General features: G+C 60.4%; 24 protein-coding genes and 2 tRNA genes. 14 read left to right on the top strand and 12 right to left on the bottom strand.

Features of this window, described 5'->3' with window-relative positions; all coding sequences use genetic code 11:
* Nucleotides 1-62: 62 nt before the first annotated feature.
* The 6 genes from AC1965_RS09825 to AC1965_RS09800 all read left to right on the top strand — a co-directional run bounded on the left by AC1965_RS09825 (nt 63) and on the right by AC1965_RS09800 (nt 6914).
* Nucleotides 63-524: an Lrp/AsnC family transcriptional regulator gene (locus AC1965_RS09825; RefSeq protein ID WP_483883695.1), complete on the top strand. Its 462-nt coding sequence runs from the start codon at nt 63-65 to the stop codon at nt 522-524.
* A 36-nt stretch (nt 525-560) separates the two neighbouring features.
* Complete coding sequence (locus AC1965_RS09820) at nt 561-2285, top strand: sensor histidine kinase (RefSeq protein WP_483883694.1); 1725 nt, start codon at nt 561-563, stop codon at nt 2283-2285.
* Nucleotides 2282-3511 carry a sigma-54-dependent transcriptional regulator gene (locus AC1965_RS09815; protein WP_483883693.1) on the top strand — a complete coding sequence of 410 codons (1230 nt, stop codon included), beginning with the start codon at nt 2282-2284 and terminating at the stop codon, nt 3509-3511. Before AC1965_RS09820 ends, AC1965_RS09815 begins: the two co-directional genes overlap by 4 nt.
* Before the next feature lie 254 nt (nt 3512-3765).
* On the top strand, nt 3766-4767 hold the full coding sequence (locus AC1965_RS09810) for a DctP family TRAP transporter solute-binding subunit (protein WP_483883692.1): 1002 nt from the start codon (nt 3766-3768) through the stop codon (nt 4765-4767).
* A gap of 86 nt (nt 4768-4853) precedes the next feature.
* The gene (locus tag AC1965_RS09805; protein ID WP_483883691.1) at nt 4854-5534 is read left to right on the top strand and encodes a TRAP transporter small permease; all 681 of its coding nucleotides are present in this window, start codon (nt 4854-4856) and stop codon (nt 5532-5534) included.
* A gap of 3 nt (nt 5535-5537) precedes the next feature.
* Complete coding sequence (locus AC1965_RS09800; RefSeq protein ID WP_483883690.1) at nt 5538-6914, top strand: TRAP transporter large permease; 1377 nt, start codon at nt 5538-5540, stop codon at nt 6912-6914.
* Nucleotides 6915-7033: 119 nt separating this feature from the next.
* On the opposite strand, the gene tpiA is transcribed toward AC1965_RS09800, so the two are convergent.
* From tpiA to AC1965_RS09740, 12 genes are all read right to left on the bottom strand, one after another.
* Nucleotides 7034-7783 (bottom strand): triose-phosphate isomerase, encoded by a 750-nt coding sequence (gene tpiA, locus AC1965_RS09795; RefSeq protein ID WP_483883689.1) that lies wholly within the window; start codon nt 7781-7783, stop codon nt 7034-7036.
* 4 nt (nt 7784-7787) lie between these two features.
* Nucleotides 7788-8117, bottom strand: coding sequence for a TfoX/Sxy family protein (locus AC1965_RS09790; RefSeq protein ID WP_483883688.1), 330 nt, complete (start codon nt 8115-8117; stop codon nt 7788-7790).
* Complete coding sequence (locus tag AC1965_RS09785; RefSeq protein ID WP_483883687.1) at nt 8114-8476, bottom strand: HesB/IscA family protein; 363 nt, start codon at nt 8474-8476, stop codon at nt 8114-8116. Before AC1965_RS09785 ends, AC1965_RS09790 begins: the two co-directional genes overlap by 4 nt.
* A gap of 54 nt (nt 8477-8530) precedes the next feature.
* Nucleotides 8531-9232, bottom strand: coding sequence for a DUF3307 domain-containing protein (locus tag AC1965_RS09780; RefSeq protein WP_483883686.1), 702 nt, complete (start codon nt 9230-9232; stop codon nt 8531-8533).
* Between the two features lie 100 nt (nt 9233-9332).
* Nucleotides 9333-9947, bottom strand: a complete 615-nt coding sequence (locus tag AC1965_RS09775) for a hypothetical protein (protein WP_483883685.1) — start codon at nt 9945-9947, stop codon at nt 9333-9335.
* A gap of 126 nt (nt 9948-10073) precedes the next feature.
* Nucleotides 10074-11285 (bottom strand): glycerophosphodiester phosphodiesterase family protein, encoded by a 1212-nt coding sequence (locus AC1965_RS09770; protein ID WP_483883684.1) that lies wholly within the window; start codon nt 11283-11285, stop codon nt 10074-10076.
* Between the two features lie 141 nt (nt 11286-11426).
* Nucleotides 11427-11789, bottom strand: coding sequence for an SUF system Fe-S cluster assembly protein (locus tag AC1965_RS09765; RefSeq protein WP_483883683.1), 363 nt, complete (start codon nt 11787-11789; stop codon nt 11427-11429).
* A gap of 87 nt (nt 11790-11876) precedes the next feature.
* Nucleotides 11877-12725 (bottom strand): 2-keto-4-pentenoate hydratase, encoded by an 849-nt coding sequence (locus tag AC1965_RS09760; RefSeq protein WP_483883682.1) that lies wholly within the window; start codon nt 12723-12725, stop codon nt 11877-11879.
* A 67-nt stretch (nt 12726-12792) separates the two neighbouring features.
* Nucleotides 12793-14175 (bottom strand): 30S ribosomal protein S6--L-glutamate ligase, encoded by a 1383-nt coding sequence (rimK, locus tag AC1965_RS09755; RefSeq protein ID WP_483883681.1) that lies wholly within the window; start codon nt 14173-14175, stop codon nt 12793-12795.
* Between the two features lie 54 nt (nt 14176-14229).
* On the bottom strand, nt 14230-15897 hold the full coding sequence (locus AC1965_RS09750; RefSeq protein ID WP_483883680.1) for a mechanosensitive ion channel domain-containing protein: 1668 nt from the start codon (nt 15895-15897) through the stop codon (nt 14230-14232).
* A 52-nt stretch (nt 15898-15949) separates the two neighbouring features.
* Complete coding sequence (locus AC1965_RS09745; protein WP_483883679.1) at nt 15950-16225, bottom strand: NfeD family protein; 276 nt, start codon at nt 16223-16225, stop codon at nt 15950-15952.
* Entirely contained in the window at nt 16225-17103 is an 879-nt protein-coding gene (locus AC1965_RS09740) for an SPFH domain-containing protein (RefSeq protein WP_483887022.1), read from the bottom strand. Before AC1965_RS09740 ends, AC1965_RS09745 begins: the two co-directional genes overlap by 1 nt.
* Before the next feature lie 145 nt (nt 17104-17248).
* Here AC1965_RS09740 and tgt point away from each other — a divergent pair, with 145 nt between their 5' ends.
* The 8 genes from tgt to AC1965_RS09700 all read left to right on the top strand — a co-directional run bounded on the left by tgt (nt 17249) and on the right by AC1965_RS09700 (nt 24452).
* Nucleotides 17249-18376: a tRNA guanosine(34) transglycosylase Tgt gene (gene tgt, locus AC1965_RS09735; protein WP_483883678.1), complete on the top strand. Its 1128-nt coding sequence runs from the start codon at nt 17249-17251 to the stop codon at nt 18374-18376.
* 108 nt (nt 18377-18484) lie between these two features.
* Nucleotides 18485-19579: an alkene reductase gene (locus tag AC1965_RS09730; protein WP_483883677.1), complete on the top strand. Its 1095-nt coding sequence runs from the start codon at nt 18485-18487 to the stop codon at nt 19577-19579.
* A gap of 244 nt (nt 19580-19823) precedes the next feature.
* Nucleotides 19824-22235, top strand: a complete 2412-nt coding sequence (lon, locus tag AC1965_RS09725) for an endopeptidase La (RefSeq protein WP_483883676.1) — start codon at nt 19824-19826, stop codon at nt 22233-22235.
* A gap of 158 nt (nt 22236-22393) precedes the next feature.
* Nucleotides 22394-22903, top strand: coding sequence for an HU family DNA-binding protein (locus AC1965_RS09720; RefSeq protein WP_483883675.1), 510 nt, complete (start codon nt 22394-22396; stop codon nt 22901-22903).
* A gap of 78 nt (nt 22904-22981) precedes the next feature.
* Nucleotides 22982-23056: transfer RNA gene (locus AC1965_RS09715), tRNA-Val, on the top strand.
* Nucleotides 23057-23184: 128 nt separating this feature from the next.
* Nucleotides 23185-23769 (top strand): histidine phosphatase family protein, encoded by a 585-nt coding sequence (locus AC1965_RS09710; protein WP_483883674.1) that lies wholly within the window; start codon nt 23185-23187, stop codon nt 23767-23769.
* Complete coding sequence (locus AC1965_RS09705) at nt 23766-24341, top strand: histidine phosphatase family protein (protein WP_483883673.1); 576 nt, start codon at nt 23766-23768, stop codon at nt 24339-24341. The genes AC1965_RS09710 and AC1965_RS09705 overlap by 4 nt, the downstream gene beginning before the upstream one ends.
* A gap of 35 nt (nt 24342-24376) precedes the next feature.
* Nucleotides 24377-24452: transfer RNA gene (locus AC1965_RS09700), tRNA-Val, on the top strand.
* Nucleotides 24453-24829: the final 377 nt, after the last annotated feature.

Genomic DNA, 24829 nt, shown 5'->3' with positions numbered 1-24829 from the left:
ACGTCCGTTCTGATGGGTCGGGGATTTGGAACAAAGCCCCCGTGCAAGCAAGGAAGTAGAGAATGAGTGTCCGCATAGACGAGACAGACCGGAAAATTCTGGCGCAGTTACAACGCGATGCCAGCCAGTCACTTGATGATATTGCCCGTGAAGTAGGCTCGTCCAAGACGCCGGTGTGGAATCGCATCCGCAAGCTGCGCGAGGCCGGGGTGATCGGGCAACAGACCGTGGTGCTGGACGCTGAGGCGTTGGGGTTTGAGGCGTGTTTCTTTGTCCTGATCCGCACGTCAGAGCATGAGGCGGCGTGGCAGGCGGCTTTCCTCAAGGCGCTGCGCGACCGACCCGAAGTGCAGGAGGCGCATCGGTTGGCGGGCGATATCGACTATATCCTCAAGGTTCGGGTCAAGAACGCGCGCGCCTATGACGTGTTCTATCAGGCGCTGATTTCAGAGGTGAAGGTACATAACGTCACTGCGTTGCTGTCGATGGAAGAGATCAAATCGACCACGATGTTGCCGCTGTAACTGGTCAGGGCGGGGCGTGATGTGCAATCTGGCGACATGACTGACGGAATGCGCCGCCGCGCCAGCCTGATCCTGATTTTCCTCGTGACCGTGACGGCGTTGGCCGGGGCGGTGTGGCGCTATGGCTATTTGCAGGGGATGGATCAGTTGTCCGCACGCGGTCAGGCCGATCTGGCACTGGCCAGCGACCGTCTGGTGGGACAGTTGCAGCGCTACCGCGATCTGGCGGTGATCATGGCAGAGCATCCGGTGGTGCAGGCCGAACTGGCCGGGCGCAGTGATCCCGGCGCGGTGGCGGTGTTGCAGGCGGTGGCGGACAAGGCCACGGCGTTGGATGTGCTGGTGGTGGGCCCCGATGGCTGGATCAAAGTGGCGGCGCAGGGTGCGCTGCGCCGCGATCTGAGCGGTCAGCGCCATGTCCGGCGCGCGTTGGATGCCGGCGCTCTTGGCTGGGGCCATGGCCCGGCAGAGCCTTTGACCCGGCGCGCGTTTTTCCACGCCGCCCCGGTCTTTGGCGCTGCGGGACAGGTGGTGGGTGCCGTGGTTGTGGTGACCGATTTGAACGGCATCGACTACAACTGGCGCGGCAGCAATCCGGCGGCGTTTTTCACGGATGCTGGCGGCACCGTTTACATCAGTAACCGTTCCGAGCTGTTGTTCTGGCGTGCGCTGGACCGGGCGGCAGGGCTGGTGCCGGCAGGCGAGGTCGATGTGCGCGACTTTGACAGCCAGAATATCGGCAGGCACGAGATCTGGCATTTGGGCTGGGGGCCGTACCTGCCACAGCGCGCGCTGCATCTGACGCGTGATTTGCCGGTGATCGGCATGACGGGGCATGTGCTGCTTGATGTGGCGCAGACACGGCGTCTGGCCCAGGCGCAGGCAGCGGCGGTGGCGGCGCTGTGTCTGGCGTTTGGATCGCTGCTGTTTCTTGCGGCGGAGCGGCGGCGCGCACTGGCGCAGGCCAATCAACAGTTGGAAGAGCGCGTGACCCGCCGCACCGCTGCGCTGCGACGCGCGCAGGCCGATCTGGTGCAGGCGGGCAAGTTGAGCGCGCTGGGGCAGATGTCGGCGGGCATCAGTCATGAACTGAACCAGCCGCTGATGGCGATCCGATCCTTTGCGGAAAACGCGGTGCAGTTCATGGAGCGCGACAATCCCGAGCGCGCGACAGAGAACCTCGCCCGCATCTCGGACATGGCGCGGCGCATGGGGCGCATCATTCAGAATCTGCGCGCCTTTGCCCGGCAGGAAAGCAATCCGCAGGGGCGGGTCGATCTGGCCGCGGCGCTGCAATCTGCGATCGACCTGACGCAGACGCATGTGGCCGAGGCGGGGGTAGCCTTGCACTATGATCCGCCTGCGGCCCCGATCTGGGTGCGGGGCGGCGAGGTGCGGCTGGGGCAGGTATTTGTCAACCTGATCACCAATGCGGTTGATGCCATGGCCGCAAGCGCAGAAAAAGAGCTGTCAATCGACATCGAGCAGGGCGGCAAACTGGTGGTAAATGTGCGTGACAGCGGACCGGGGATCGAAATGCCGGACAAGGTGTTCGACCCGTTCTATACCACCAAATCTGTAGGCAGCACGCTGAGCAAGACGGGGGGCATGGGATTGGGCCTGTCGATCAGCTATGGCATCGTGCAAAGCTTTGGCGGCCAGATCCGGGGCAGCAACCGCCCCGAAGGTGGGGCGCTGTTCTCGGTGACGCTGGAACGGGCGGCCGAGGGCCCGGAGAGCACGGAAGGGACGAGGGCGTGACCAACACAGTGCTTTTGGTGGATGATGATGCGGCGGTGCGCGAGGCGCTGGCACAGACGCTGGAATTGGCGAACCTGACGGCGTTGACGGCGGGGTCTTTTGTGGCTGCAAAGGACCGGATCAGCGCCAAGTTTGACGGGGTCATCTTGTCGGACATCCGTATGCCGGGGCGCGACGGGTTTCATCTGCTGCAATATGCGCAGGAAAAGGACCCCGATCTGCCGGTGATTCTGCTGACGGGTGAAGGTGACATTCCGATGGCCGTGGCGGCGATGGGGCAGGGTGCCTTTGGGTTTCTGGAAAAACCCTGTGCGCCGGGTGATCTGCTGGCGGTGCTCGAACGGGCGCTGAAAAATCGCGCGCTGGTGTTGGAAAACCGTCGCCTGCGGCATCTGGTAGAAACGGGTGACCCGGCGGCGCGGATGCTGTTTGGCACGTCCGAGATGTCAGATGCGCTGCGCAAGCGGGTGCGGCTGGTGGCCCAGACCGAAGGCGAGGTATTGATCAACGGTGCGCCGGGCAGCGGTATTTCCAAGGTGGCGGAGGTTATTCATCTCAGTTCTGTCCGGTCTAAAGCGCCGTTTGTAAAACGCGCGGCTGCGGGGTTGGCGGCGGATACGTTGGCGGCGGCGCTGGCGGATGCCAAGGGCGGGTCGCTGTTTATCGACGAAATTGCGCAGATGCCGCCACAATGCCAACTGGCGCTGAGCGAAGCGTTAGAGGGGCGCACCCCCGCGCGGCTGATTGCGGGCAGTACCCGTGATCTGGTCCCGGTGGTGGCGGCCGGACAGTTCAATGCCGATCTCTACTACCGTCTTGAGGTGCTGCCAGTGCGGGTGCCGGCATTGGCCGACCGGCCCGAGGATATCCCGGTGATGTTCCGGCAATATGTCGACCAAGCGGCCGAGCAATCCGGCCTGCGCCCACCCGAGGTGACGCCACAGGTGGTGGCGGGCCTTTTGGCGCGCGACTGGCCCGGTAACGCCCGCGCGCTGATGTCGGCGGCGATGCGGTTCGTGTTGGGATTGCCTGACGACGTCGCGCCGGATGCAGGGCTGGGGTTGGCTGAACAGATGGCCCAAGTCGAACAATCCTTGCTTGAGGCGGCCCTGCGCCGCGCGGGAGGGCAAGCCAGTGCCGCCGCTGAGGCGCTAAAGCTGCCGCGCAAGACATTCTATGACAAACTGACCCGCTATGGCATCCGGCCCGAAGAGTTTCGCAGCTGACGCGCACGGCGTATTGTGCGAAATCCCGCACAATACGCCGTGCGTCTGTGCGGATTTTCGCACAAAGCCGTCTGTGCTGATTTTTCGCTGGTTTAAGATTACCCTTCAACGCGCTGAAATAAAGCCGATTTTGCGGGTCTCTCTTCAGATAGGTACACATGCTTGTGATGCGCCGCGTCGCGCGGTTTTATGCCGTAGCGCAGCCTGACACGGACTGCCTGAGACATGATTCTAATTCTCTGGGAGGAGACACCATGAAGATTTTGACCGCTGCCACTGTGGCCCTGACAATGACCGTCAGCGCGGGTGCTGTTGCCGCTGCCTGCGATGATGGCGAAATTGTCATCAAGTTCAGCCATGTGACCAACTCCGACAAACACCCCAAGGGGTTGGCTGCATCGCTGCTGGAACAGCGCGTGAACGACGAGATGAATGGCAAAGCCTGCATGGAAGTTTTCCCGAACTCCACGCTTTATGACGATGACAAGGTGCTTGAAGCGATGCTGCAAGGCGACGTGCAGCTTGCAGCCCCATCGCTGTCCAAGTTCGAGCAGTTTACCAAGGTCTTCCGCCTGTTCGATCTGCCCTTTGTGTTCAAGAACATCGAAGCGGTTGATGAATTCCAGAACTCCGAAGCCGGGCAGTCGATGAAAGAATCGATGGCCCGCCGCGGCCTGGTCGGTCTGGGTTTCTGGCACAATGGCATGAAGCAGATGTCGGCCAACAAGCCACTGGTGTCGCCATCGGATGCAAACGGTCTGAAGTTCCGCGTGCAGCCGTCCGAAGTGATCAAGGCGCAGATGGAAGCGATTGGCGTCAGCCCGCAGCCGATGGCCTTCTCGGAAGTCTACGGCGCGTTGCAGACTGGCGTTGTGGATGGGCAGGAAAATACTTGGTCCAACATCTATGGCCAAAAGTTTTTCGAAGTGCAGGATGGCACGACTGAAACCAACCACGGCGTGCTCGACTATATGGTCGTGACCTCGACCGACTGGTGGGAGAGCCTGCCAGAAGACGTGCGCACGCAGCTTGGCACCATCATCGACGAAGTGACGGTCGAGCGTAACGCCGCCGTAAGCCAGGTAGACGCGGACGCCCGTCAGGCGATCCTCGATGCCGGCGGCAAGATCGTCGAATTGGACGCCGCACAGCGTGACGAATGGCTCACCGCGATGAAACCCGTCTGGGAACAGTTCATTGGCGACGTGGGCCAGGAAAACATCGACGCGGCCCAAGCGATCAACGAAAAGCACTAACCACAGTGCATCATCAGACAGCGAGGCCCCCCATCGCGGGGGCCTCGCGCTGAGCAATATTCACAAAATTTAAGGGGGGACGAGGGATGGCGTCGCAGTATCAACCGCGCGGGCGGCTGGGCCGGATCGTGCATGAATTCGAGGAAACCGCGATTGCGGTGATCCTGGCTCTTATGACAATCATCACATTCATCAACGTCGTGCTGCGCTATGGCTTTAATACCGGGATCATCTGGGGGCTGGAGGCGACGACGTTTCTGTTCGCCTGGCTGGTGCTTCTCGGGGTCAGCTATGCCGTCAAGGTCACAGCGCATCTCGGTGTCGATGCGGTGATTAACCTCTTTGACCATGGCCCGCGCAAGATGCTGGCAGTGCTGGTCGGGGTGCTGTGCATCATCTACTCGGTCTTTCTGATGAAAGGTGCGTGGGATTACTGGGCCCCCTTTGCGGGCATGGATGCCACTACAGGCCGCTGGTTTCCCACCGGTTTTGCCAATAGCCGCGATCAGGCCTGGTACGAAGTGGCCGAGACCCCGATTCCTGATTGGCTGCGCTTTATCGAACCGCTGATGAACCAGGGCGAGCGTTACGAAAAGCTGCCGCGGTTCATTCCTTACGCGATCTTGCCCATCGGCATGGCGCTGCTGCTGTTTCGTTTCGTACAGGCCACCCTGCGCGTGCTGCGTGGGCAGCAGGAAAGCATGATCGTCAGCCACGAGGCCGAAGACGATGTCGAAGCTGTTAAGCACATGAACGAAGGGGCATAAGCCATGGAAGTCTTTATCCTTTTCACCATGGTTGTCGGCCTGATGCTGATCGGTGTGCCGATCGCGGTCAGCCTCGGTCTGTCGTCGATCATGTTCCTGCTGGTGCTGAGCGACACCTCGCTGGCCTCCATCGCGCAGACCTTGTTTCAAGCAATGGCAGGGCATTACACGCTGTTGGCGATCCCGTTCTTCATCCTCGCGTCCAGCTTTATGTCGACGGGCGGCGTGGCGCGGCGGATCATCCGGTTTTCCATCGCACTTGTTGGGCATCTGCCCGGCGGTCTGGCGATTGCCGGCGTCTTTGCCTGTATGCTCTTTGCCGCCCTGTCAGGCTCGTCGCCAGCGACCGTTGTGGCCATCGGCTCCATCGTGATCGCGGGCATGCGGCAGGTCGGCTATACCAAGGAATTCGCCGCTGGCGTTATCGCCAACGCCGGCACGCTGGGCATTCTTATCCCGCCCTCCATCGTGATGGTGGTCTATGCCTCCGCCACGGATGTGTCGGTGGGCCGGATGTTCCTTGCGGGCGTCATTCCGGGGCTGATGGCAGGCTCCATGCTGATGATCACGATCTACGCCATCGCCAAACTGCGCAACCTGCCGAAAGGCGAATGGCTGGGCTGGGGTGAAGTGCTGCGCTCGGGCCGCGAGGCGGGCTGGGGGCTGTTCTTGATCGTCATCATCCTGGGCGGCATCTATGGCGGTATCTTTACCCCCACAGAGGCGGCAGCGGTGGCGGCGGTTTATGCCTTTATCATTGCCTGTTTCATCTACCGCGACATGGGCCCGCTGCATGTAAAAGGCGAAGGGCGCAATCTGTCGCTGATGCAACGGCCCATGGCGCTGCTGTCGGTGTTCTGGCACCGCGATGTGCGTGACACGCTGTTCGAGGCCGGCAAGCTGACGGTGACATTGATGTTCATCATCGCCAACGCGCTGATCCTCAAACACGTGCTGACCGATGAACAGATCCCGCAGCAGATTTCAGCGGCAATGCTGAACGCAGGCTTTGGGCCGATCATGTTCCTGATCATTGTCAACGTCATCCTGCTGATCGGCGGGCAGTTCATGGAGCCGTCGGGCCTGTTGGTCATCGTCGCGCCGCTGGTGTTCCCCATCGCGATTGAACTGGGGATCGACCCTATTCACCTCGGGATCATCATGGTGGTGAACATGGAAATAGGGATGATCACGCCGCCGGTGGGGTTGAACTTGTTCGTGACGTCGGGCGTGGCCAATATGCCGATGATGAACGTGGTCCGCGCAGCCTTGCCGTTCACTGCCGTGCTCTTTGTCTTCCTGATCATGGTGACCTACATCCCGATCCTGTCGACATGGCTACCAACACTCATGATGGGGCCTGAGATCATCACGAAATGACAAAAGGGCGGCGCATCCTTAGTGATGTGCCGCCCCCTTGGTTCACCTTGCCAGATGAACGCATGTAAACGACATAAAGCGGGCGGCGCATCACCTTGGTGCGCCGCCCCTTGCTTGTCTTAGGATGCTGCTAGTGCTGCGATGATGGGTGCGAAATCATCTGCCTTAAGGCTTGCACCCCCGACCAATGCCCCATCGACATTGTCAGCGCGGAATATCTCGGCGGCGTTGGTGGGTTTCACCGACCCGCCATAAAGCAGTGGGATCGCGTTGCCGGTATTCTCGCCAAAGCGGGTGATCAGGCGGGTGCGGATGAAATCATGCACCTCGATGATCTGATCAAGGCTTGGCACTTTGCCGGTGCCGATGGCCCAGATCGGCTCATAGGCGATCACGGTGTTGGTGGCCGTTGCATCGTCCGGCATGGCGCCTGAGAGCTGGCCCGCGATGATGTCGAGCGTGTTGTCGGCGGCACGGTCGTCGCCGCTTTCGCCGATGCAGATGATGGCGGTGAGGCCGGCGGTCCAGGCGGATTTAGCTTTGGCGCGTACATCGGCATTGGATTCCTCATGGGCCTCGCGGCGCTCTGAATGGCCCACGATCACATGTGTGGCACCGCTGTCTGCGATCATTTCGGCAGAGATGTCGCCGGTGAAGGCGCCGGATGCCGCGCTGTGACAATCCTGTGCGCCAATGGCGATACCACTGCCGCGGGTCGCTTCGGCCGCGCGAAAAAGCAACGGCGCGGGCGGGCAGATCACCACCTGTGGCGGGTTCTGGGGCAGGCGCGCGCCCAATGCCGTGATCTCCGTCAGGGCGGCGGCGGTGCCGTTCATCTTCCAGTTGCCAGCGGCGATTTTGGTGCGCATGTGGTTAATCCTGATCTGTTTGTGACGCTTGCAGGCCTAGGTCGCAGGCCAGCGCTGGGTCGTCAAGGGCGGCGTCCGGCAGGCTCCAATAGGGCATGGCGGCGGCGGCGCCGTTCTTGCGGGTGTATGTCCATTGTTGCGCGCCCATCCCGGCCAGACGTTCGGCAAAATCTGCGCGCGCCTTAAGCAAGATTTGCCCGTCAGAGCGCAGCAGCGCGAATATCGCCCCTTGGGTATAAAGCGCCATACCGCCGAACATACGGCGGGTGGTGACATCGGGCAGGTCTGAGAAAAGATCGCGGGCAAAGGCAATGTCTGCCGCGCCAAGGCTCACTTGGCGCTCAGGGCTTCGTCAAACTTGATGGATTCGCCGCAACCACAGGCCTCTGTTACGTTGGGGTTGCGGAACTTGAAGCCAGACTCGAGCAGCGTCGTCTCATAGTCGATTTCGGTGCCGAAAAGGAACATTTGCGCCATCGGTGCGATCATCACACATGCGCCGTCCTGTTCGACCACTTCGTCGTTCGGATCCGCCGTTTCGACGTATTCCATGGTGTATTCCATACCCGCACAGCCACCTTTTTTGATGCCGATGCGCAGCCCCGCGTGGCCCGCCGATTGCATGAGCTTTGCAATCTGACCAGCGGCTTTGGGTGTCATTGTAACGGCTTGCTTGCCGGGGATGCCAAACATGAGAAATCTCCTATTGCCACCAAGGTAAGCCTCGTGAGGGGCAATCTCAAGCGGTTAGAGGTAATTCAATGCCGCTTGGGCTGCAAAGGCGGCGATCAAAGCCCAGCCAAAAGACGCCAACGTGCCGATGATGACATATTCACTGACGTGGCGGTCCTTTGACACGGTGTCAAAACGCAGGATGGATTTGGCGGCAATCAGAAAACCGATGCTGGTGGGTTCGCCAATCATCACCATCAGATAGATCAGTGCGCGTTCTAGTAACCCGATGATTTTGCCAGCGTTTTCCAATCCACCCGGTTGTGCCTGCGCCTTGTAAGGGGCCATCAGCCCGCCCACGGCGGGGCCACCGGCCAGCGTGGCCTGGATCAAGCCACACAGAAAAACCGCGCCCGGGAGCAGGGTGGTGGCGTGCGCGGCCCAAACCCCTGTGGCAAAGGCGTTGGGCAACCACCAGACGGCCACGGCGATGCTGACCAGATGTGCGGCCTGATCGCCAAGATAGGCGGTCAGGTGATCGCGGCGCTCGTCGGACAGCGCGTAGATCTTTACGGCGTCGATCGCCAGATGCACTCCCGTAAGGGCCGCCGCCAGCGTGACAGCCCCGCCGAGCGCCAGGACCGTTAGGGAAAAGACAATCACACCGTGCAGCGCCAGTACCAGCGGGCGGTGTTTTTGGGCCACCATCCAGTTGGTCTGGAACACAAAATCAGCCAGCAGATGCGCGGTGATCAGGGCGGCTGCGGTGGCGATCATTGGGTCAAGCATCGGCGGGTCCAAAGGCTAAGGCAGGTGAATTCGCCTGCTATTGTATAAAGCAGACGATTTCATCTGCTATTTGTTAAAGCAGACGATTTCATCTGCTATTTTGGTCTTCAACGATGTCACAAACGTCGAACAATGCCGGAAACCCTGCATTTTCGGCCTGAATTTGAATGGTTTGCCGGGTCAGGCCCAGTTGTTCGGCCACTTCGGCGTGGGTGGGCCCGGCGGGGGGCAGCAGCAGGAAACCGATTTCGGCCTGACGTGGGGTCCAGCCGCCTGCAATCTGGTCGGCCAACGGCAGGGCCACGCGCAGGGCCAGCGGCGCGTCAGGGGCAAACATTCGGGTGGTGCGTTTCATCGTGTCGAGCGCATGGCCTGCGCGCACAAACGCCGGGCCATCCGCCCCCGAAAGATCCGCAGCGGGGATAGCACCCGGGCCGATGCCAATGCCGATGCGGGTGTCAAACCCCTTGCCGGCGTGGCGCACGGCGGCGCGCACGGCCAAAGCGGCGCGAAAAGATAGATCGGGGCGCACGGCCATCTGCCAGCCGTCACCGCGAAACCGGGTCAGGCGGGCAGGAGCGTCTTGCCAATCGCTGATCGCCTGCGCGGCATCCGCCAAACCGGCAAACACGGCGTCAAGTTCGGCCCGCGACATCTTGCTGGATTTCACGATGTCGCCGGTAAAAACCGCCCAGTTTTCCATGGCTTGCCCCTTGTTTCGTCAAACTTTAGTGGGTCGTGAGCCAAGGTGCAAAAACAAAATGGGCCGCCCCGCGGATGGGGGCGGCCCTGCTGCACCAAGGTGCGCAAGCGCAGGTTTCGGGGAGGATTAGAGCCCCATGCAGTTGGCGTAATAGGTCACAGTGGCAGGCCAGTCGGAAAATACACCGACCACGCCCACGTCCTGTGCCAGTACGTCCAACGCCACCAGATAATCGCTGTCGTCCTTGACGATGTCGCCGACGGACTGGAAATACCAGCCGCCACCCGAGGCCAGCGGGCCGGAGCGTTCCAGTGTCCAGGCGATCAATGTCAGCCCGGCATCCTTGGCGGCATGGGCATAGTCGGACCCGGCAATCGCGCCGTCTTTGTTGGTCAGCAGCATGTTGAGCGATGGCGCGAGATACTGCACGCCCTTGGCTTTGAGATCGGCAAAATCATGGGTCCAGGTTTCGGGGTTCTGTTCGTCAAACCCGTCGGACCATTCAACGAGATAGACCGCCTGTTTGCCAAATTCCGGTTCGTTTTCAATCCAGTAAAGCACATCATCGAGGTTAAAGCTTTGGGCCCAGACGTCGGTCGGGGGCACATTGGCGGCCTTGTATTCGTCGATCATCTTTTGGGCATAATGAGCTTGCGTGAACCCGTCATGCGGCATCTCAACCGAGGGGGTTTTCAGCTCGGGCGTGAATTTTGCACCAAGCGATTTGAACAGCGCGATCGATTCCGCATGGGTCATCAGATCGGCCTTATCGGAATAAAGCTGGGTGCGGAAAGGAGCCACGCCGCCCTGATACTCCTCGGCGGTGGTGGCGGTCTTGTCGGCGCTGTCCATCTTGGGGATCAGGGTCTTGAATTCTGCCAGCGTCAGGTCGGACGTGCGGCATTCGGCATTGGCGGGCGTGTCCCCGTTGGCGGGGGTGAAACCGGTGGTGCATTTGCCCGCCAGATCGGACACCAGAATGTTTGTGGTGGTGTGCAGGTCGTTCTGGGCGTGGCGGCAGACGAGTTCGTGATCGGCGGTAAACGCGACGTCACATTCCAGAATACCGGCCCCCATGCGCGCTGCGGCGACGTTGGATTGCACCGTGTGTTCAGGAAACAAAAGCGGGGCGCCACGGTGGCCGATGGAAAAATGGGTCTGTGACGCCTCTTGGCCCATGCAGGCGGATAATTTGTCTTTCAGATCACCGGCGGGCAGTTTGTCGACGAGATACGCCGGGCGGGGCCCATAGCTTGTGGCGGTGCCGGTCGCATGGCCGTCAGCAAGGGCAAATCCGGGGATCAGGGCGAGGGCGGTAAGAGCAGCAAAAGGGCGCATAATGTCATCCGTTTGTGAAAGAGTTATCGCGGCCTGAATGGTGCCGACAAGTAACGGTTTCACGACGTTATGATGACAGTCAAATGATGTTTGATTTTGTAATTCAACCAGCGGTTATCCGCGCGTGCGCCGAGGGGAGGTTTACATGAACCCTAATTCAAGCCGGGCCTCGTCCGACATCATATCCATTCCCCAAGGCGGCTCCCAGACCAACGCAACATCCACCTGCTTGACGCCGGCGATAGGTTCAACCGCGTCAGCAACCCAGCCAGGCATTTCCCCGGCCACAGGGCAGCCGGGTGCAGTCAGTGACATCTTGATGTTCACTTCGCTTTCGTCATTGATATCAATGGTATAGATTAGACCCAACTCGTAGATATTGACCGGAATTTCGGGGTCATACACCGAACGGCATGCCTCGACCACAAACTCGTAAAGTGGGTGATCGGTAGAGGAAGGTGCAATCAATGGCGTGCCTTCAAGGGGCTGAGTCTGGTCGGTCATGGGAGCCTCGCGTTATTCTCGACTCTTTATATAGGGATTATGGCACGGGGCGTAAAGTGGCGGGACGGAAGAACTGTCTTCGCAAGGTCAGTCGAGGAAGTAGACCGAGACACTGGGGTCACCCGGCAGCCCGGTATAGGTGACGCGCGCGCCGCCCCTCATCTGGGCCGCCGGGGTCAGCGGGCCGAATGAGCCGACCGATACCAGGTCGCCCCTTTGCAGTGTCACACCATTTGCAACGAGCCAAAGCACTGCATTGGCCGGATGGTCCAGTACGGCGGCACCGGGGGCCGATGCCACCACGTCGCCGTCAAAATTGGTGAGGGTCACGGTCATAGCCTCAAGGGCGTTGGCCATAGTGACTGCATCCTCTACCGGAATCGCTGCCCCCAAAACCCCAAGTCTGGGCGACACGGCCATCGCGGTCAGGGTGACCGCTGTAAGGGGTTCACCTTTGGCCAGAGCCAGATCGGCGAGTTCGATAAACGGATGCACCGCGCTGACATAGGCCATGACCTCGGCCGGGGAGGAGGCATCGTTGATCGTGGCGTCCCCGACCACCAGCACCAGATCGGCCTCGACCACCGGGACCGCACCGAATTGCAGTGGTACGGATGCGCCGTCCTCGACCATCATCTTTTCAAACAGCAGTCCGCGCACCGGTTCCGTCGCGCCAAAGCGTTCCTGTGCGGCGGCACTCGTCAGCCCGGCCTTGTAGCCAATGATCGGCCCCATTGCAGGCTCAAGCGCCTGTGCCAGCTTGCCCTGGGTGCAAAGCGCATCAGCCATCGACCCATTGGGCACCAGCGCTGCGGCGGGTGTCTTGGCGCGGGCCGACCCGACAAAGGCCGCGATTTCATCGTCGCTGGCACAATCGGCCAAGACGGCGGCAGGCAGCAGGCCAAGGGCAAGAAGCGGCAGGATAAAACAGCGCATGAGCAGGTTCCTTGTGGGTGCCAGTATAACATTAACCGGGCAAGGAACCTGCGCAAGTGGCTTGGATTTAGGCGCCTTTGCGGCGTCGGGCAGGCTGTGGTTTCACCCGCGCTTCGATCTCATCGTAAAGCTTGCCCACGATGTCCTTGCCGGTGGCTTTTTCGATGCCTTCAAAACCGGGGGAGGAGTTGACCTCGAGCACCTTTGGCCCATCGGAAGAGCGCAGCAGGTCCACGCCTGACATGTTCAGCCCAAAAGCCCGCGCGGCGCGCACGGCAGTGTCGCGTTCAACCTTGGAGATGCGCACCACCTGGGCCGAGCCGCCCCGGTGCAGGTTCGAGCGAAAATCGCCTTCGGCCCCGGTGCGTTTCATCGCTGCCACGACCTTGCCCGCGATTACCAGACAGCGGATGTCTTCGCCCGCCGCTTCCTTGACGAAGTCCTGTACGAGAAAGTTGGCGCGCAGCCCGCGGAAGGCGTCGATCACACTTTCGGCGGCTTTCTTGGTTTCGGCCAGAACGACGCCTTTGCCTTGGGTGCTTTCCAGCAGTTTCACGATCAGGGGAGCGGTGCCGACAAGGGCCATCAGGTTCGATGTGTCCTTGGGCGAGGCGGCGAAGGCGGTGGTGGGCATGCCGATGCGCTTGGATGCCAGCACCTGATGCGCATGCAGCTTGTCGCGGCTGGCGGTGATCCCGGCAGAGCCGTTGACGCAATAGGTGCCGATGGTTTCGAACTGGCGGATCACGGCGGTGCCATAGGGCGTGATGGACGCACCGATGCGCGGGATCACCACGTCATAACGCGGCAGGCGTTTGCCATCGTAGTGCACTTCGGGCGCCAGTTGATTGATCGCCATGTAGCAGCGTGTCGTGTCGATGACCTCGACAGTGTGGCCGCGCGCCTCACCGACGTCGACCAGACGCCGGGTGGAATAATTGTCCTCGCGGCTGAGTACGGCAATGCGCAGCGCGCGCTGCGGTGCCGTCTTGCGCACGGCGGCAGTGTGGTAAACGTCATAGGACAGATCAGGTTGCAAACGCCGCTCGGTTGCCGAGATGTTGATGTGTTCTGTCAGCGCCTGACGGCCCAGCAACATGCGGCTGGCCATGCCGGCGCGGTTGGTCAGGGTCACGTCGATCGGCCAGCTATGCCCGGCGACGTCCAGCGTCGTCGTGATCACGAACCGCTGCTCAGATTCGCCGTTCGACGATGTCACCTCGCGGCGGTCGATGATCGGAGCCGAACAGGTGATCGAAATGTCTTCGCGCCCGGCGATCGGATGCACGTTGAACCGCACACGCGGTTTGGACGCGGGGCCAAAAACCTCAATATCATGGGCATGCAGGGCGGATGTTCGCGCGCCTGTATCGACCTTGGCTTTGATTGCCGGCAGGCCCAGATCGGGGAGGGAAATCCACTCTTCCCAGCCAAATGTTAACTTATCCATGACCTGCTCCTGTGACGCATGAAGTGCCGTGCCTATCCTGTCGCTGGGGGCGCATCAAGGCGCTGGTTTGTCGATTGGCATCGGTGGCAAAATTGCTTTGCCATCTTTTAATTGCAGTTCTGCGGCAGCGGCCAACAGCCCCTCGCGGACGCGGCATTCGATCTCCCAGAATGTCGCGGCGTTTGCGGTGGGCAGTTCAAACCGAACCTTGATGCCAAAGACGTCCTGTTCGGTCACATGCACCTTGGCGCGCGACATCGGTGCCACGTCTGCGGGGTTTTCACGCTCCAACAAGTCAAAGAACACGCGGCGCAGCGCGGCCACATCGGCGGTCTGCGCCAGCGTCAGAAAAATCGGCCGGATCATCCCTTGGTCTTCGACGGACCAGTTTTCAAAGGCATCGGATACAAAATAGCTGACCGGCACGATCAGCCGGACGTTGTTCCAGTTCAGCAGTTGAACATAGGTGAAGTGGATCTTTTCAACCGTGCAAAAATGCCCTTCAAAGATCAACTGATCGCCGATGCGCGCGGAACGGTTCAGCGCGATCTGCACAGAGGCAAGGATATTGCCCAGCACTTCGCGCGCAGCGAAACCCAGCACGATGGTCAGCGCCCCGGCAGACGCCAGCAGCGACAGGCCCAGCGTATTGGCGGTGTTGATGGAAACAAGGATGACACCAGCCGCCGCCAGCACCGCGATCACGATCACGGCCTTGCGCGCGGCCGAAATAGTTGTCGCGATGGCGCGCATGTGCGAATTCGTCGGATCGGCAAGCTCGAGCGCGTCATTGGGGCTGATACGGTCAAAAATCTCGTCGAAGATCATCACGATGGCCAGCGTTCCGGCCAGCACATAGGCAATCGTCAACAGTGGGCTAAGCACGGCATCAATCAGGCCCGACACGACCAGAATGCGGCTGGTCGCGGTGCCAATCATGAACGCACAGAGCGCGATTGCCGCAGGCCAGCGAAAAGACCGAAACACAAAGCGCATCCATCGCTGTTTCGACACCGTGCCAAGGTGACCCATCGTGCGAAAGGCAGCCCAGCCCGCGACCCCGGCAAGGGTCACAATAAACGGCAAGAACAGCACTTCCCACAGGTACATGCCCCAAAAGGCGCGTACCTTGGCCCATTCGGGCAAGGCCGCCTCAAGCCGGGTCGGACCGTAGCGTTCGTAAAGGCGCGGGATGTTGTCGACGCTTTGGCGCGATATGACCCATACCGCCGTGCCGTTTGGCCCCGGTTTGATCCGGTTAAGGCGCAGCGGCACAAGGTGGCCGTCCAGTTCCAGTCGATCAATCAACAGGGATCGGCGCACGCGGCCGGTATCATTGTCTTCGGACGAACCCGACAGCCAGCCGTCGGGGCGGTCAGCCAGCGTTTTCCACGGGATCACGACCTTGCGTTCCAGGATCACCGACAACTGAAACGCACGTTCGGCCCCCAAGACGCCCTGATCTGCACGCGGCAGATCGGTCAGGTCAAGAAGATTGGCCGCTTCGCTGTAGTGACCGCGCGATGTGTGGAACAGGAAGTTCTCCATCGTCGCCATCGGTGTGGCCCGGTCAAGCGTGCGGGGGCTGGGCGGCAGGCCGGGGTTCAACTCTTCAGTTTCAAACCATTTTTCCTGCGCCGTGGCGGCGAATGCCGTTACCAGCACCAGCAGGGCCGCCAACAGAAACGGGCGCAGGCGCGCGAGAGGGTGCAAAGTCCACATAGCAAGGGAATGTAGCCGCGCGCGCCACAGGTCAAGGGCGCGCGGGCAATTGTTAGTTGTCGTTGATGTCGCGTGTCACGATACGCATGCCGCTGGATTGCCGCTTAAACGCCAGTCGCAGGACGATCCAGGCCACCAGCGACAGCACCGCGAACAGGGCCAACAGAGCAGGCACGTTTGTGATGCTGAACACCCCCACCACCAACGCCATCGCAAGCGCCCCCAACGCAAAGCCGAGGAAGATGGAGCCGGGCAGCAGCAATTCGATCAGCGCCAGCGCAAGTGCGGCACAAAGCCAGACCCACCAGAGAGTCAGATAATCTGCCATCAGCCTTTGCCCTTGAGCAGCTTGAAGGCATCTCCAAACGCTTCCAGCGCTTGGGCCGGTACGACGATTGTCTGTTTGCCAGCACCGTTGCCCATGGAGTTAAGCGCGTCGACCTGTTTCAGCGCGATCTGGTATTGCGCCGCCTCAAGCCCGTTTTCATTGATCGCGATGGCCACAACCTTGGTGGCATAGGCTTCGGCATCGGCAAGGATGCGGCGGGCCTTGGCGGTTTGCTCAGAGGCATAAAGCTCGGCATCCGCGCCCAGTTCGACGGCGCGTTTCTTGCCTTCGGCTTCGGTTACCTGCGCGCGGCGGGCGCGTTCGGCGTTAAGCTGTTGCATCATCGCGTTGCGCGTGGCCTGATCAAGGTTGACGTCCAGAATTTCGGCGCGCGTCACTTCGATGCCCCAGTCGTCCACCGCGTCTTCGACATTGGCCTTGATCGTCGTGATCAACTGGCTGCGGTTCGCCTGTACCTCGTCGAGGTCCATCTTGCCGATTTCGGCGCGCACGATGCCTGCGACAGTGGTGGAAATGGCGCTATCGACGTCGCGAATACGGTACACGGTCTTTTCCGGTTCGATGATGCGGTAAAACACTGACGTATCGACCTGCACCAGCACGTTGTCGCGGGTGATCGCATCCTGACTGGCGATGGGCAACTGCCGTTCCAGAATTGAGATTTGATGGGCAATCCGGTCAATGAAGGGCACGATCATGTTGATCCCTGGTCCAAGCACCGACCGCAACCGGCCAAACCGTTCGATCACGTGTTGTTCTGACTGCGGTACGATCTTGACCGCCTTCAGGATCAGAACCACGACCAACACAGCCAGCAGCAGGTAGGCGAGATTGTTCTGCAAAGCGTCCAGCAGCATTTCTTCGATGTCCAAAATCGTAATCCTTTGAAATATATGTATATTGATTATCTGGTGGCATTTTACCTTTATTGCAAGTTTCCCGCCACTGGTTTATCGCGCCAGATCAGGCCCAAGTCAGGCCCAAGTCAGGCAGGGGACAGTGATGACACAGACAGGTTTTGAACGTGCCGCGACAGACGGTATGGCCCGCACCGGGGTGATCCGCACAACGCGCGGTGACATCCGCACGCCCGCTTTCATGCCCGTCGGCACGGCAGCGACCGTCAAGGCGATGATGCCCGAAAGCGTTGCGGCCACCGGGGCAGACATCCTGCTGGGCAACACCTACCATCTGATGCTGCGCCCGACGGCAGAGCGGATTGCCTCGCTCGGCGGGCTGCACAAGTTCATGAACTGGGCGGGGCCGATCCTGACCGACAGCGGTGGCTTTCAGGTGATGAGCCTTGCCGATCTGCGCAAGCTGACAGAGCGCGGCGTGACCTTCAAAAGCCATATCGACGGGTCCAAACACGAGATCACGCCGGAACGGTCGATGGAGATTCAGGCGCTGTTGGGCAGTGACATCGTGATGTGTTTCGACGAATGCCCCGCATTACCTGCAGACCGCGACCGCATTGCCGAAAGCATGCGCCTGTCGATGCGGTGGGCGCAGCGCAGCCGGGATGCCTTTGGCGACCGTCCGGGGCACATGCTGTTTGGTATTCAGCAAGGCGGGCTTGAGCAAGATTTCCGCGAGGAAAGCGCCAAGGCGCTGTGCGACATCGGCTTTGACGGTTATGCCGTGGGCGGTCTGGCCGTGGGAGAGGGGCAGGAGGCGATGTTTGGCTGTCTCGATTTCGCCACTGACATGCTGCCCGAAGATAAGCCGCGCTACCTCATGGGGGTGGGCAAGCCCGATGACATCGTCGGTGCCGTGGCGCGCGGCATTGATATGATGGACTGCGTGCTGCCGTCACGGTCGGGCCGCACGGGGCAGGTGTTCACGCGCAAGGGTGTGCTGAACATCAAGAACGCGCGGCATCAGGACGATCCGCGCCCGCTGGACGAGCAGTGCACATGCCCGGCCTGCCAGAACTATTCGCGCGCCTACCTGCACCATGTGTTCCGCAGCCAGGAGATTATCTCTTCAATGCTGCTGACCTGGCATAACCTGCAGTATTATCAGGATATCATGGCGGGGATGCGCGGCGCCATCGCGGCCGGCACCTTTACCCAGTGGCAGGCCGATTTCCACGCGGGCCGGGCCGAGGGCGATATCGAGCGGCTGTAAGCGCGACTTACACGACGTCACGCGAAATTGTGCGCGCCCGCCCTTGCTGCAACGCAGCGGGGGCTTAGGTGCCAATGCAACGACAAACCGCATTGAAAGGACAATCGCATGTCTGACGCACTCTTTACGCCCTATACCGCCGGCGCCATCGAAGCCAAGAACCGGGTGATCATGGCCCCGCTGACCCGCAACCGCGCCGATAATGACACCGGCGAAGTATCCGACATGCACGTCGATTACTACCGCCAGCGCGCCGGGGCCGGGATCATCATCACCGAAGCCACCCAGATTTCGCCCGAGGGCAAAGGCTATTTCCAGACGCCGGGCATCCACACCGAAGGCCAGGTCGCCGCATGGCGCAAGGTGACGGACGCGGTGCATGAGGCGGGCGGCAAGATTGTCGTGCAACTGTGGCACGTGGGGCGGATCAGCCATACGTCGTTGCAGCCAGACGGTGCCAAGCCCGTTGCGCCGTCCGCAATCTCTGCGGGGGTCAAAACGTTTACCCCCAACGGCTTCGAGGACACATCCGATCCGCGCGCCCTGACGCTTGACGAGATGCCGCGCATCGTGGCCGACTATGTCCATGCCACAAAGATGGCACATAAGGCCGGCTTTGACGGTGTGGAAGTGCATGGCGCCAACGGCTATCTGCTCGACCAGTTTCTGAAAACAGGCAGCAACACCCGCACGGACGCCTATGGCGGGGATGTCGAAAACCGCGCACGGTTGTTGTTCGACGTGCTTGAAGCCGTGACCGCCGCCTGGAGCGGGGACCGTGTCGGACTGCGCCTGTCGCCGTTTTCGCCGGCCAATGGCATCTCGGACGAAAACCCGCAGCAGACCTTTGAATATGTGGTCAAAGGGCTGAACCGCTTTGGCCTTGCCTATCTGCACTTTGTCGAAGGGGCGACAGGCGGGTCGCGCAAGCTGGAAGAAGGGCAGAGCCTGTCGGTGCTGCGGTCGATGTTCGACGGGGCCTATATGGCCAACAACGGCTATGACCGCCGGATGGCGCTGGATGCCGTGGCACAGGGTCGTGCCGAACTGGTCGCGGTGGGGCGCCCCTATATCGCCAACCCTGATCTGGAACAGCGCTGGAAAGAGGACGCACCACTGAACGAAGGCGATACCGATACCTACTACGGTGGCGGTCGAGAAGGATTTACAGACTATCCGGCACTCGAAGCACAAGACGCTTAAGTCTGATATACACCGCCCGGACGCATCGAAATCTCAGATGCGTCCGGGACCAGAGAAAATTCGCGAAAAATGCAGTAAACGCATCCTTGCCTCTGCCCGCCGGGCGGGCGATGATGGGGGGAATAACCCCGCAAGGGGATTGAAACAGGCGGACGGGGTACACACATATCCAGTCCAGAAAAGGAGACGCCCGAGGCTGCCTATGACAGGGGCCTGGATGTCTTGCTATGATAAGGAATTGAGCATGTTAGAGCCATTGAACGCGTCTTATCCGGTTTTGCCGCTGCGCGACATTGTGGTGTTCCCGCATATGATCGTGCCGCTGTTCGTGGGCCGCGACAAATCCGTGCGCGCATTGGAAGAGGTCATGGCCGACGACAAGCAGATCCTGCTGTCCAGCCAGATCGACCCCGGTGAGGACGACCCCGATACCTCTGGTATCTTCAAGGCGGGCGTGCTGGCCAACGTGCTGCAACTGCTGAAGCTGCCCGACGGCACCGTCAAGGTTTTGGTCGAGGGGCAGGCGCGTGTGCGCATCACAGAATACCTTGAAAACGATAACTTTTTTGAGGCGCGTGCCGAATATCTGACCGAGATGCCCGGCGATGCCGCCACCACGCAGGCGTTGCTGCGCACCGTGGCAGATGAGTTTGAGCGTTACGCCAAGGTCAAGAAAAATGTCCCCGAAGAGGCGCTGACCGCCGTAGGCGAAAGCGCCGAGCCTGCACGTCTGGCCGATCTCGTGGCCGGGCATCTGGGCATTGAAGTTGAGCAAAAGCAGGACCTGCTGGAAACGCTGTCGATCTCTGAGCGGCTTGAAAAGGTTTACGGGCTGATGCAGGGCGAAATGTCCGTGCTTCAGGTCGAGAAAAAGATCAAGACTCGCGTGAAGTCGCAGATGGAGCGGACCCAGCGCGAGTATTATCTGAATGAACAGATGAAGGCGATCCAGCAAGAGCTGGGCGATGGCGAGGACGGCAAGAACGAAGTGGCTGAACTTGAAGCCCGCGTGGCCGAAACCAAGTTGAGCAAAGAAGCCCGCGAAAAGGCTGACGCCGAGATTAAAAAGCTGAAAAACATGAGCCCGATGAGCGCCGAGGCGACTGTCGTGCGCAACTATCTGGACTGGATGCTGTCGATCCCATGGGGCGTAAAATCTCGCGTGAAGAAAGACTTGGGCCGCGCACAAAAAGTGCTGGATGACGACCACTATGGCCTTGAAAAGGTCAAGGAGCGGATTGTCGAATACCTCGCGGTGCAGCAGCGCAGCAGCAAGATGAAAGGCCCGATCATGTGTTTGGTCGGCCCTCCGGGCGTGGGTAAAACCAGCCTTGGCAAATCTGTGGCCAAGGCGACGGGACGCGAATTTATCCGCATCTCGCTGGGGGGGGTGCGTGACGAAAGCGAAATTCGCGGTCACCGCCGTACCTATATTGGTTCCATGCCCGGCAAGATCATCCAGGCGCTGAAAAAGGCCAAGACGACGAACCCGCTGATCCTGCTCGATGAGATCGACAAGATGGGTCAGGATTTCCGCGGCGATCCCGCGTCGGCCATGCTTGAGGTATTGGACCCGGAACAGAACTCCACATTTGTGGATCACTATCTTGAGGTCGAATACGACCTGTCCAACGTGATGTTCCTGACCACATCGAACAGCTATAACATGCCGGGGCCGTTGCTTGACCGGATGGAGATCATTCCGCTGTCGGGTTACACCGAGGACGAAAAGCTGGAGATTGCCAAACAACATCTCGTGGCCAAGCAGATCAAGAACCACGGTCTCAAGAGTAAGGAATTCTCGATCGAGGACAGTGCCTTGAGTGGTATGATCCGGTATTACACCCGCGAAGCTGGTGTGCGGAACCTTGAGCGTGAAATCGCCAAGGTGGCACGCAAATCGCTGACCAAGATCATCAAGAAACAGGCCGAGAGCGTGACCGTGACCGGCGACAATCTTGAGGAATTTCTTGGCGTGAAAAAGCACCGCTTTGGTCTGGCCGAAAAGGAAGATCAGATTGGTGTCGTGACCGGGCTGGCCTATACCTCGGTCGGTGGTGAGCTGCTTCAGATCGAAGCGCTGCGCCTGCCGGGCAAGGGCCGGATGAAGACAACGGGCAAACTGGGCGACGTGATGAAGGAAAGCATCGACGCGGCGTCAAGCTATGTGCGGTCGATCAGTCCCAAGATCGGGGTGAAGCCACCGAAGTTTGACACGCTGGACATCCACGTTCACGTGCCGGACGGGGCGACGCCAAAAGATGGGCCAAGTGCTGGCCTTGCGATGGTGACGTCCATCGTATCGGTGCTGACGCAGATCCCGGTGCGGCGCGACATTGCCATGACCGGCGAAGTGTCGTTGCGCGGTAATGCGATGCCGATCGGCGGGCTAAAGGAAAAACTGCTTGCGGCGCTGCGCGGTGGCATCACCACTGTCCTGATCCCCGAGGAAAATGAACGCGATCTGCCTGATATCCCTGACAACGTCAAAGCCGGGCTGACCATCATTCCGGTGTCCCACGTGTCCGAAGTGCTGAAACATGCGCTGGTGCGTGTGCCAGAGCCGATCGAGTGGGACGAGGCCGCACAGGAAGCGGCGGAAGCCGCCGCGATGAAGTCGAAATCGGGTGGTGGCGACGCGGCCACGACGCACTGATCGACCGCATCACACATCTATCACGCGCGCCCTTAACCGGGCGCGCGTTTTGCGTTTTGCAGCGCGCGACCGACGCGCAGGCAAGCATTTACTAGCTTTCGAAGCCCACGCTTGATACACTGTTTCCAATTAATAAACTGTTTATCAGCGAGGCCACCATGAGCACGACAACACGTAGCGCGGCCAAAGGCACGTCTACTGCAAAACCCGCAAAAGCATCTAAACCCGGCACCAGCGCGCGCAAGTCACCCGCCGCGGTGGCCAAGAAATCCACAGCCGCCAGCCCGGTCAGCCCGCCCAAGGATGCACCTGTGTCGCCGCTGGGCAGCCAGGCGGCACCGGCCAGCGCCACGGCGACCCCGACTGTGGTAGACGCGCCGCAATCGGTGATCCTGGGCCCGGTCCTGCGTAAGAAGGAATTGATTGACAGCGTCGTCGCCCGGTCAGGGATCAAAAAGAAAGACGCCAAGCCCGTGGTAGAGGCTATGCTTGAGGTGCTTGGCGAGGCACTGGGCGAGAACCGCGAACTTATCCTGCCGCCGTTCGGGCGCATCAAGGTGCGCAAGGAACGCATGATGCCCAACGGACGCGTATTGATCACCAAGATCCGCCAGGCAGCCCCAGGCGAAAAGTCCAAAAGCGACGACGGTGACGACAGCGACGATTGATCCGGGGAGGGGATGCAGGCGCATTTTTCCCGCGCCCCTCTTGCAAGCCCCGACACAATTGGATAATCCGCGCGGCAAGGGTGATTAGCTCAGTGGTAGAGCGCTTCGTTCACATCGAAGATGTCAGGAGTTCAAATCTCTTATCACCCACCATTCCATTTACCATTGCGTATGTTCGTAAGCCCCGGTCGCTTCAGAGCTTAGCCCAATCCCGCCGTCGTTCCGCTGGTAGACGCCGCCTACACATGACATAACCCGCCCCAAACAACGATGGAGCAGGCATGACATCCCCCTATCCGAAAATCTGGTTCCTGCGCCACGGCCAGACGGTCTGGAATCGTGCCTTTCGGCTGCAAGGGCAGTTGGATTCCCCACTGACTGATCAAGGTATCGCCGACGCCCAGCGGCAGGCAGAGATCATGGCCCCCATTCTGGCGCAGCACCCCGCTATCTTTGCCTCACCCCTGGGGCGCGTGCAGCAGACGGCAGAGATCGCATTGGCGGGCGCGGTGCACCGGACCGATCCGCGCCTGATGGAAATCCACGCAGGCGCGTGGCAGGGGCTGACGCGGGACGAAATCATGTCCGCACGCCCCGACTGGGCCGCGTCCGACCCGGCACCGCTTGAGATTTACGAAGCGGCAGAGCAGGGCGAAGGGCTGGCCGCGTTTCACGCGCGGATCAAAGCGTTCCTGCATGATCTGACAGGTCCCAGCGTGATCGTCGCGCATGGTCTTCTGGGGCAGGTGCTGCGGGCCGAGGTGCGCGGCCTGGACCTGGGGCAAGCGGGGCAGCTGTGCAATCGACAGGGCTGTGTCTATTTGCTTGAAAACGGTCGGGAAACCGTTTTGGAGGCGCGGACGTGACGGATTATCCGCCGCTCTATATCCTGCGCCACGGCGAAACCGAATGGAACGCGCAGAATCGGCTTCAGGGTCGGTTTGATTCTGCGCTTACCGCCGTGGGTCGCGCGCAGGCACAGGCACAGCGCGGAATTCTCGCTGCCCGTGATCTGACAGGATTTACCGCGCTCACCAGTCCCCAAGGCCGCGCCTTTCACACCGCCTCCATCGCGCTGGCAGGGCTGGTTGACGGCATCAGCACCGACCCCCGACTGAGCGAGATTGGTATTGGCGACTGGGCCGGCGCGCAGCGCGATGCGTTGATGGCCCAGACACCCGACGCCCGCGACAGCTATGACCTGTACGAACATGCGCCCGGCGGCGAAGGCTTTGCGGCCCTGCATGCCCGCTGCAGCGCGTTTCTGTCCACGCTCACGGCGCCGCATATCCTGGTCACCCACGGCATCACCTCGCGGATGCTGCGGCTGATTGTGCTGGGCCAAGACATCGACGCGCTGCGCGATATGGCAGGCGGGCAGGGGGTGGTTTTTTATCTTGCACAGAGTACGCAGCACAGACTGACATTAGGGGCTTGAAGCCCGCCCCAACCTTGGGCTATGAGACGCGCAGCGGGTCGTTAGCTCAGTTGGTAGAGCGCTTCGTTTACACCGAAGATGTCGGGAGTTCGAGTCTCTCACGACCCACCATTATCCCCTTGAAATTTATAGATATAAATCCCGCGAACAAGTTCTGATTTGTTCTTGTTTCCCAATCTGGCAAATGTGTTTCCCAATTTGCGGATTTCGGGGCGTTTCAGTGCGTTGCATTCGTTACGGTGGGACAGGTCTTCAAGGGCCCCAGTTTGGGCTCAGACGAAGGTAGTGATCGGCTTGCGCGCCTTCGCGACCTGCTTATGTCCAACGGGGATGTGTACTGCCAGAAAACCCCGATGCAGAGCCTTTGAGCGACGTTTGACGGGCAACTGGCGTCTACGTCTTGCAGAAGCCCCCCGTATTTCAGGGTCTGCTTTACCGACCAATGAACAGGTTCCAAGTTTTGAGAATGTGTAGGCACAGCAAAGAGC

The organism is Sulfitobacter sp. KMM 9851, from assembly GCF_057178245.1.
This window is presented reverse-complemented; position numbering and strand designations above follow the sequence as displayed.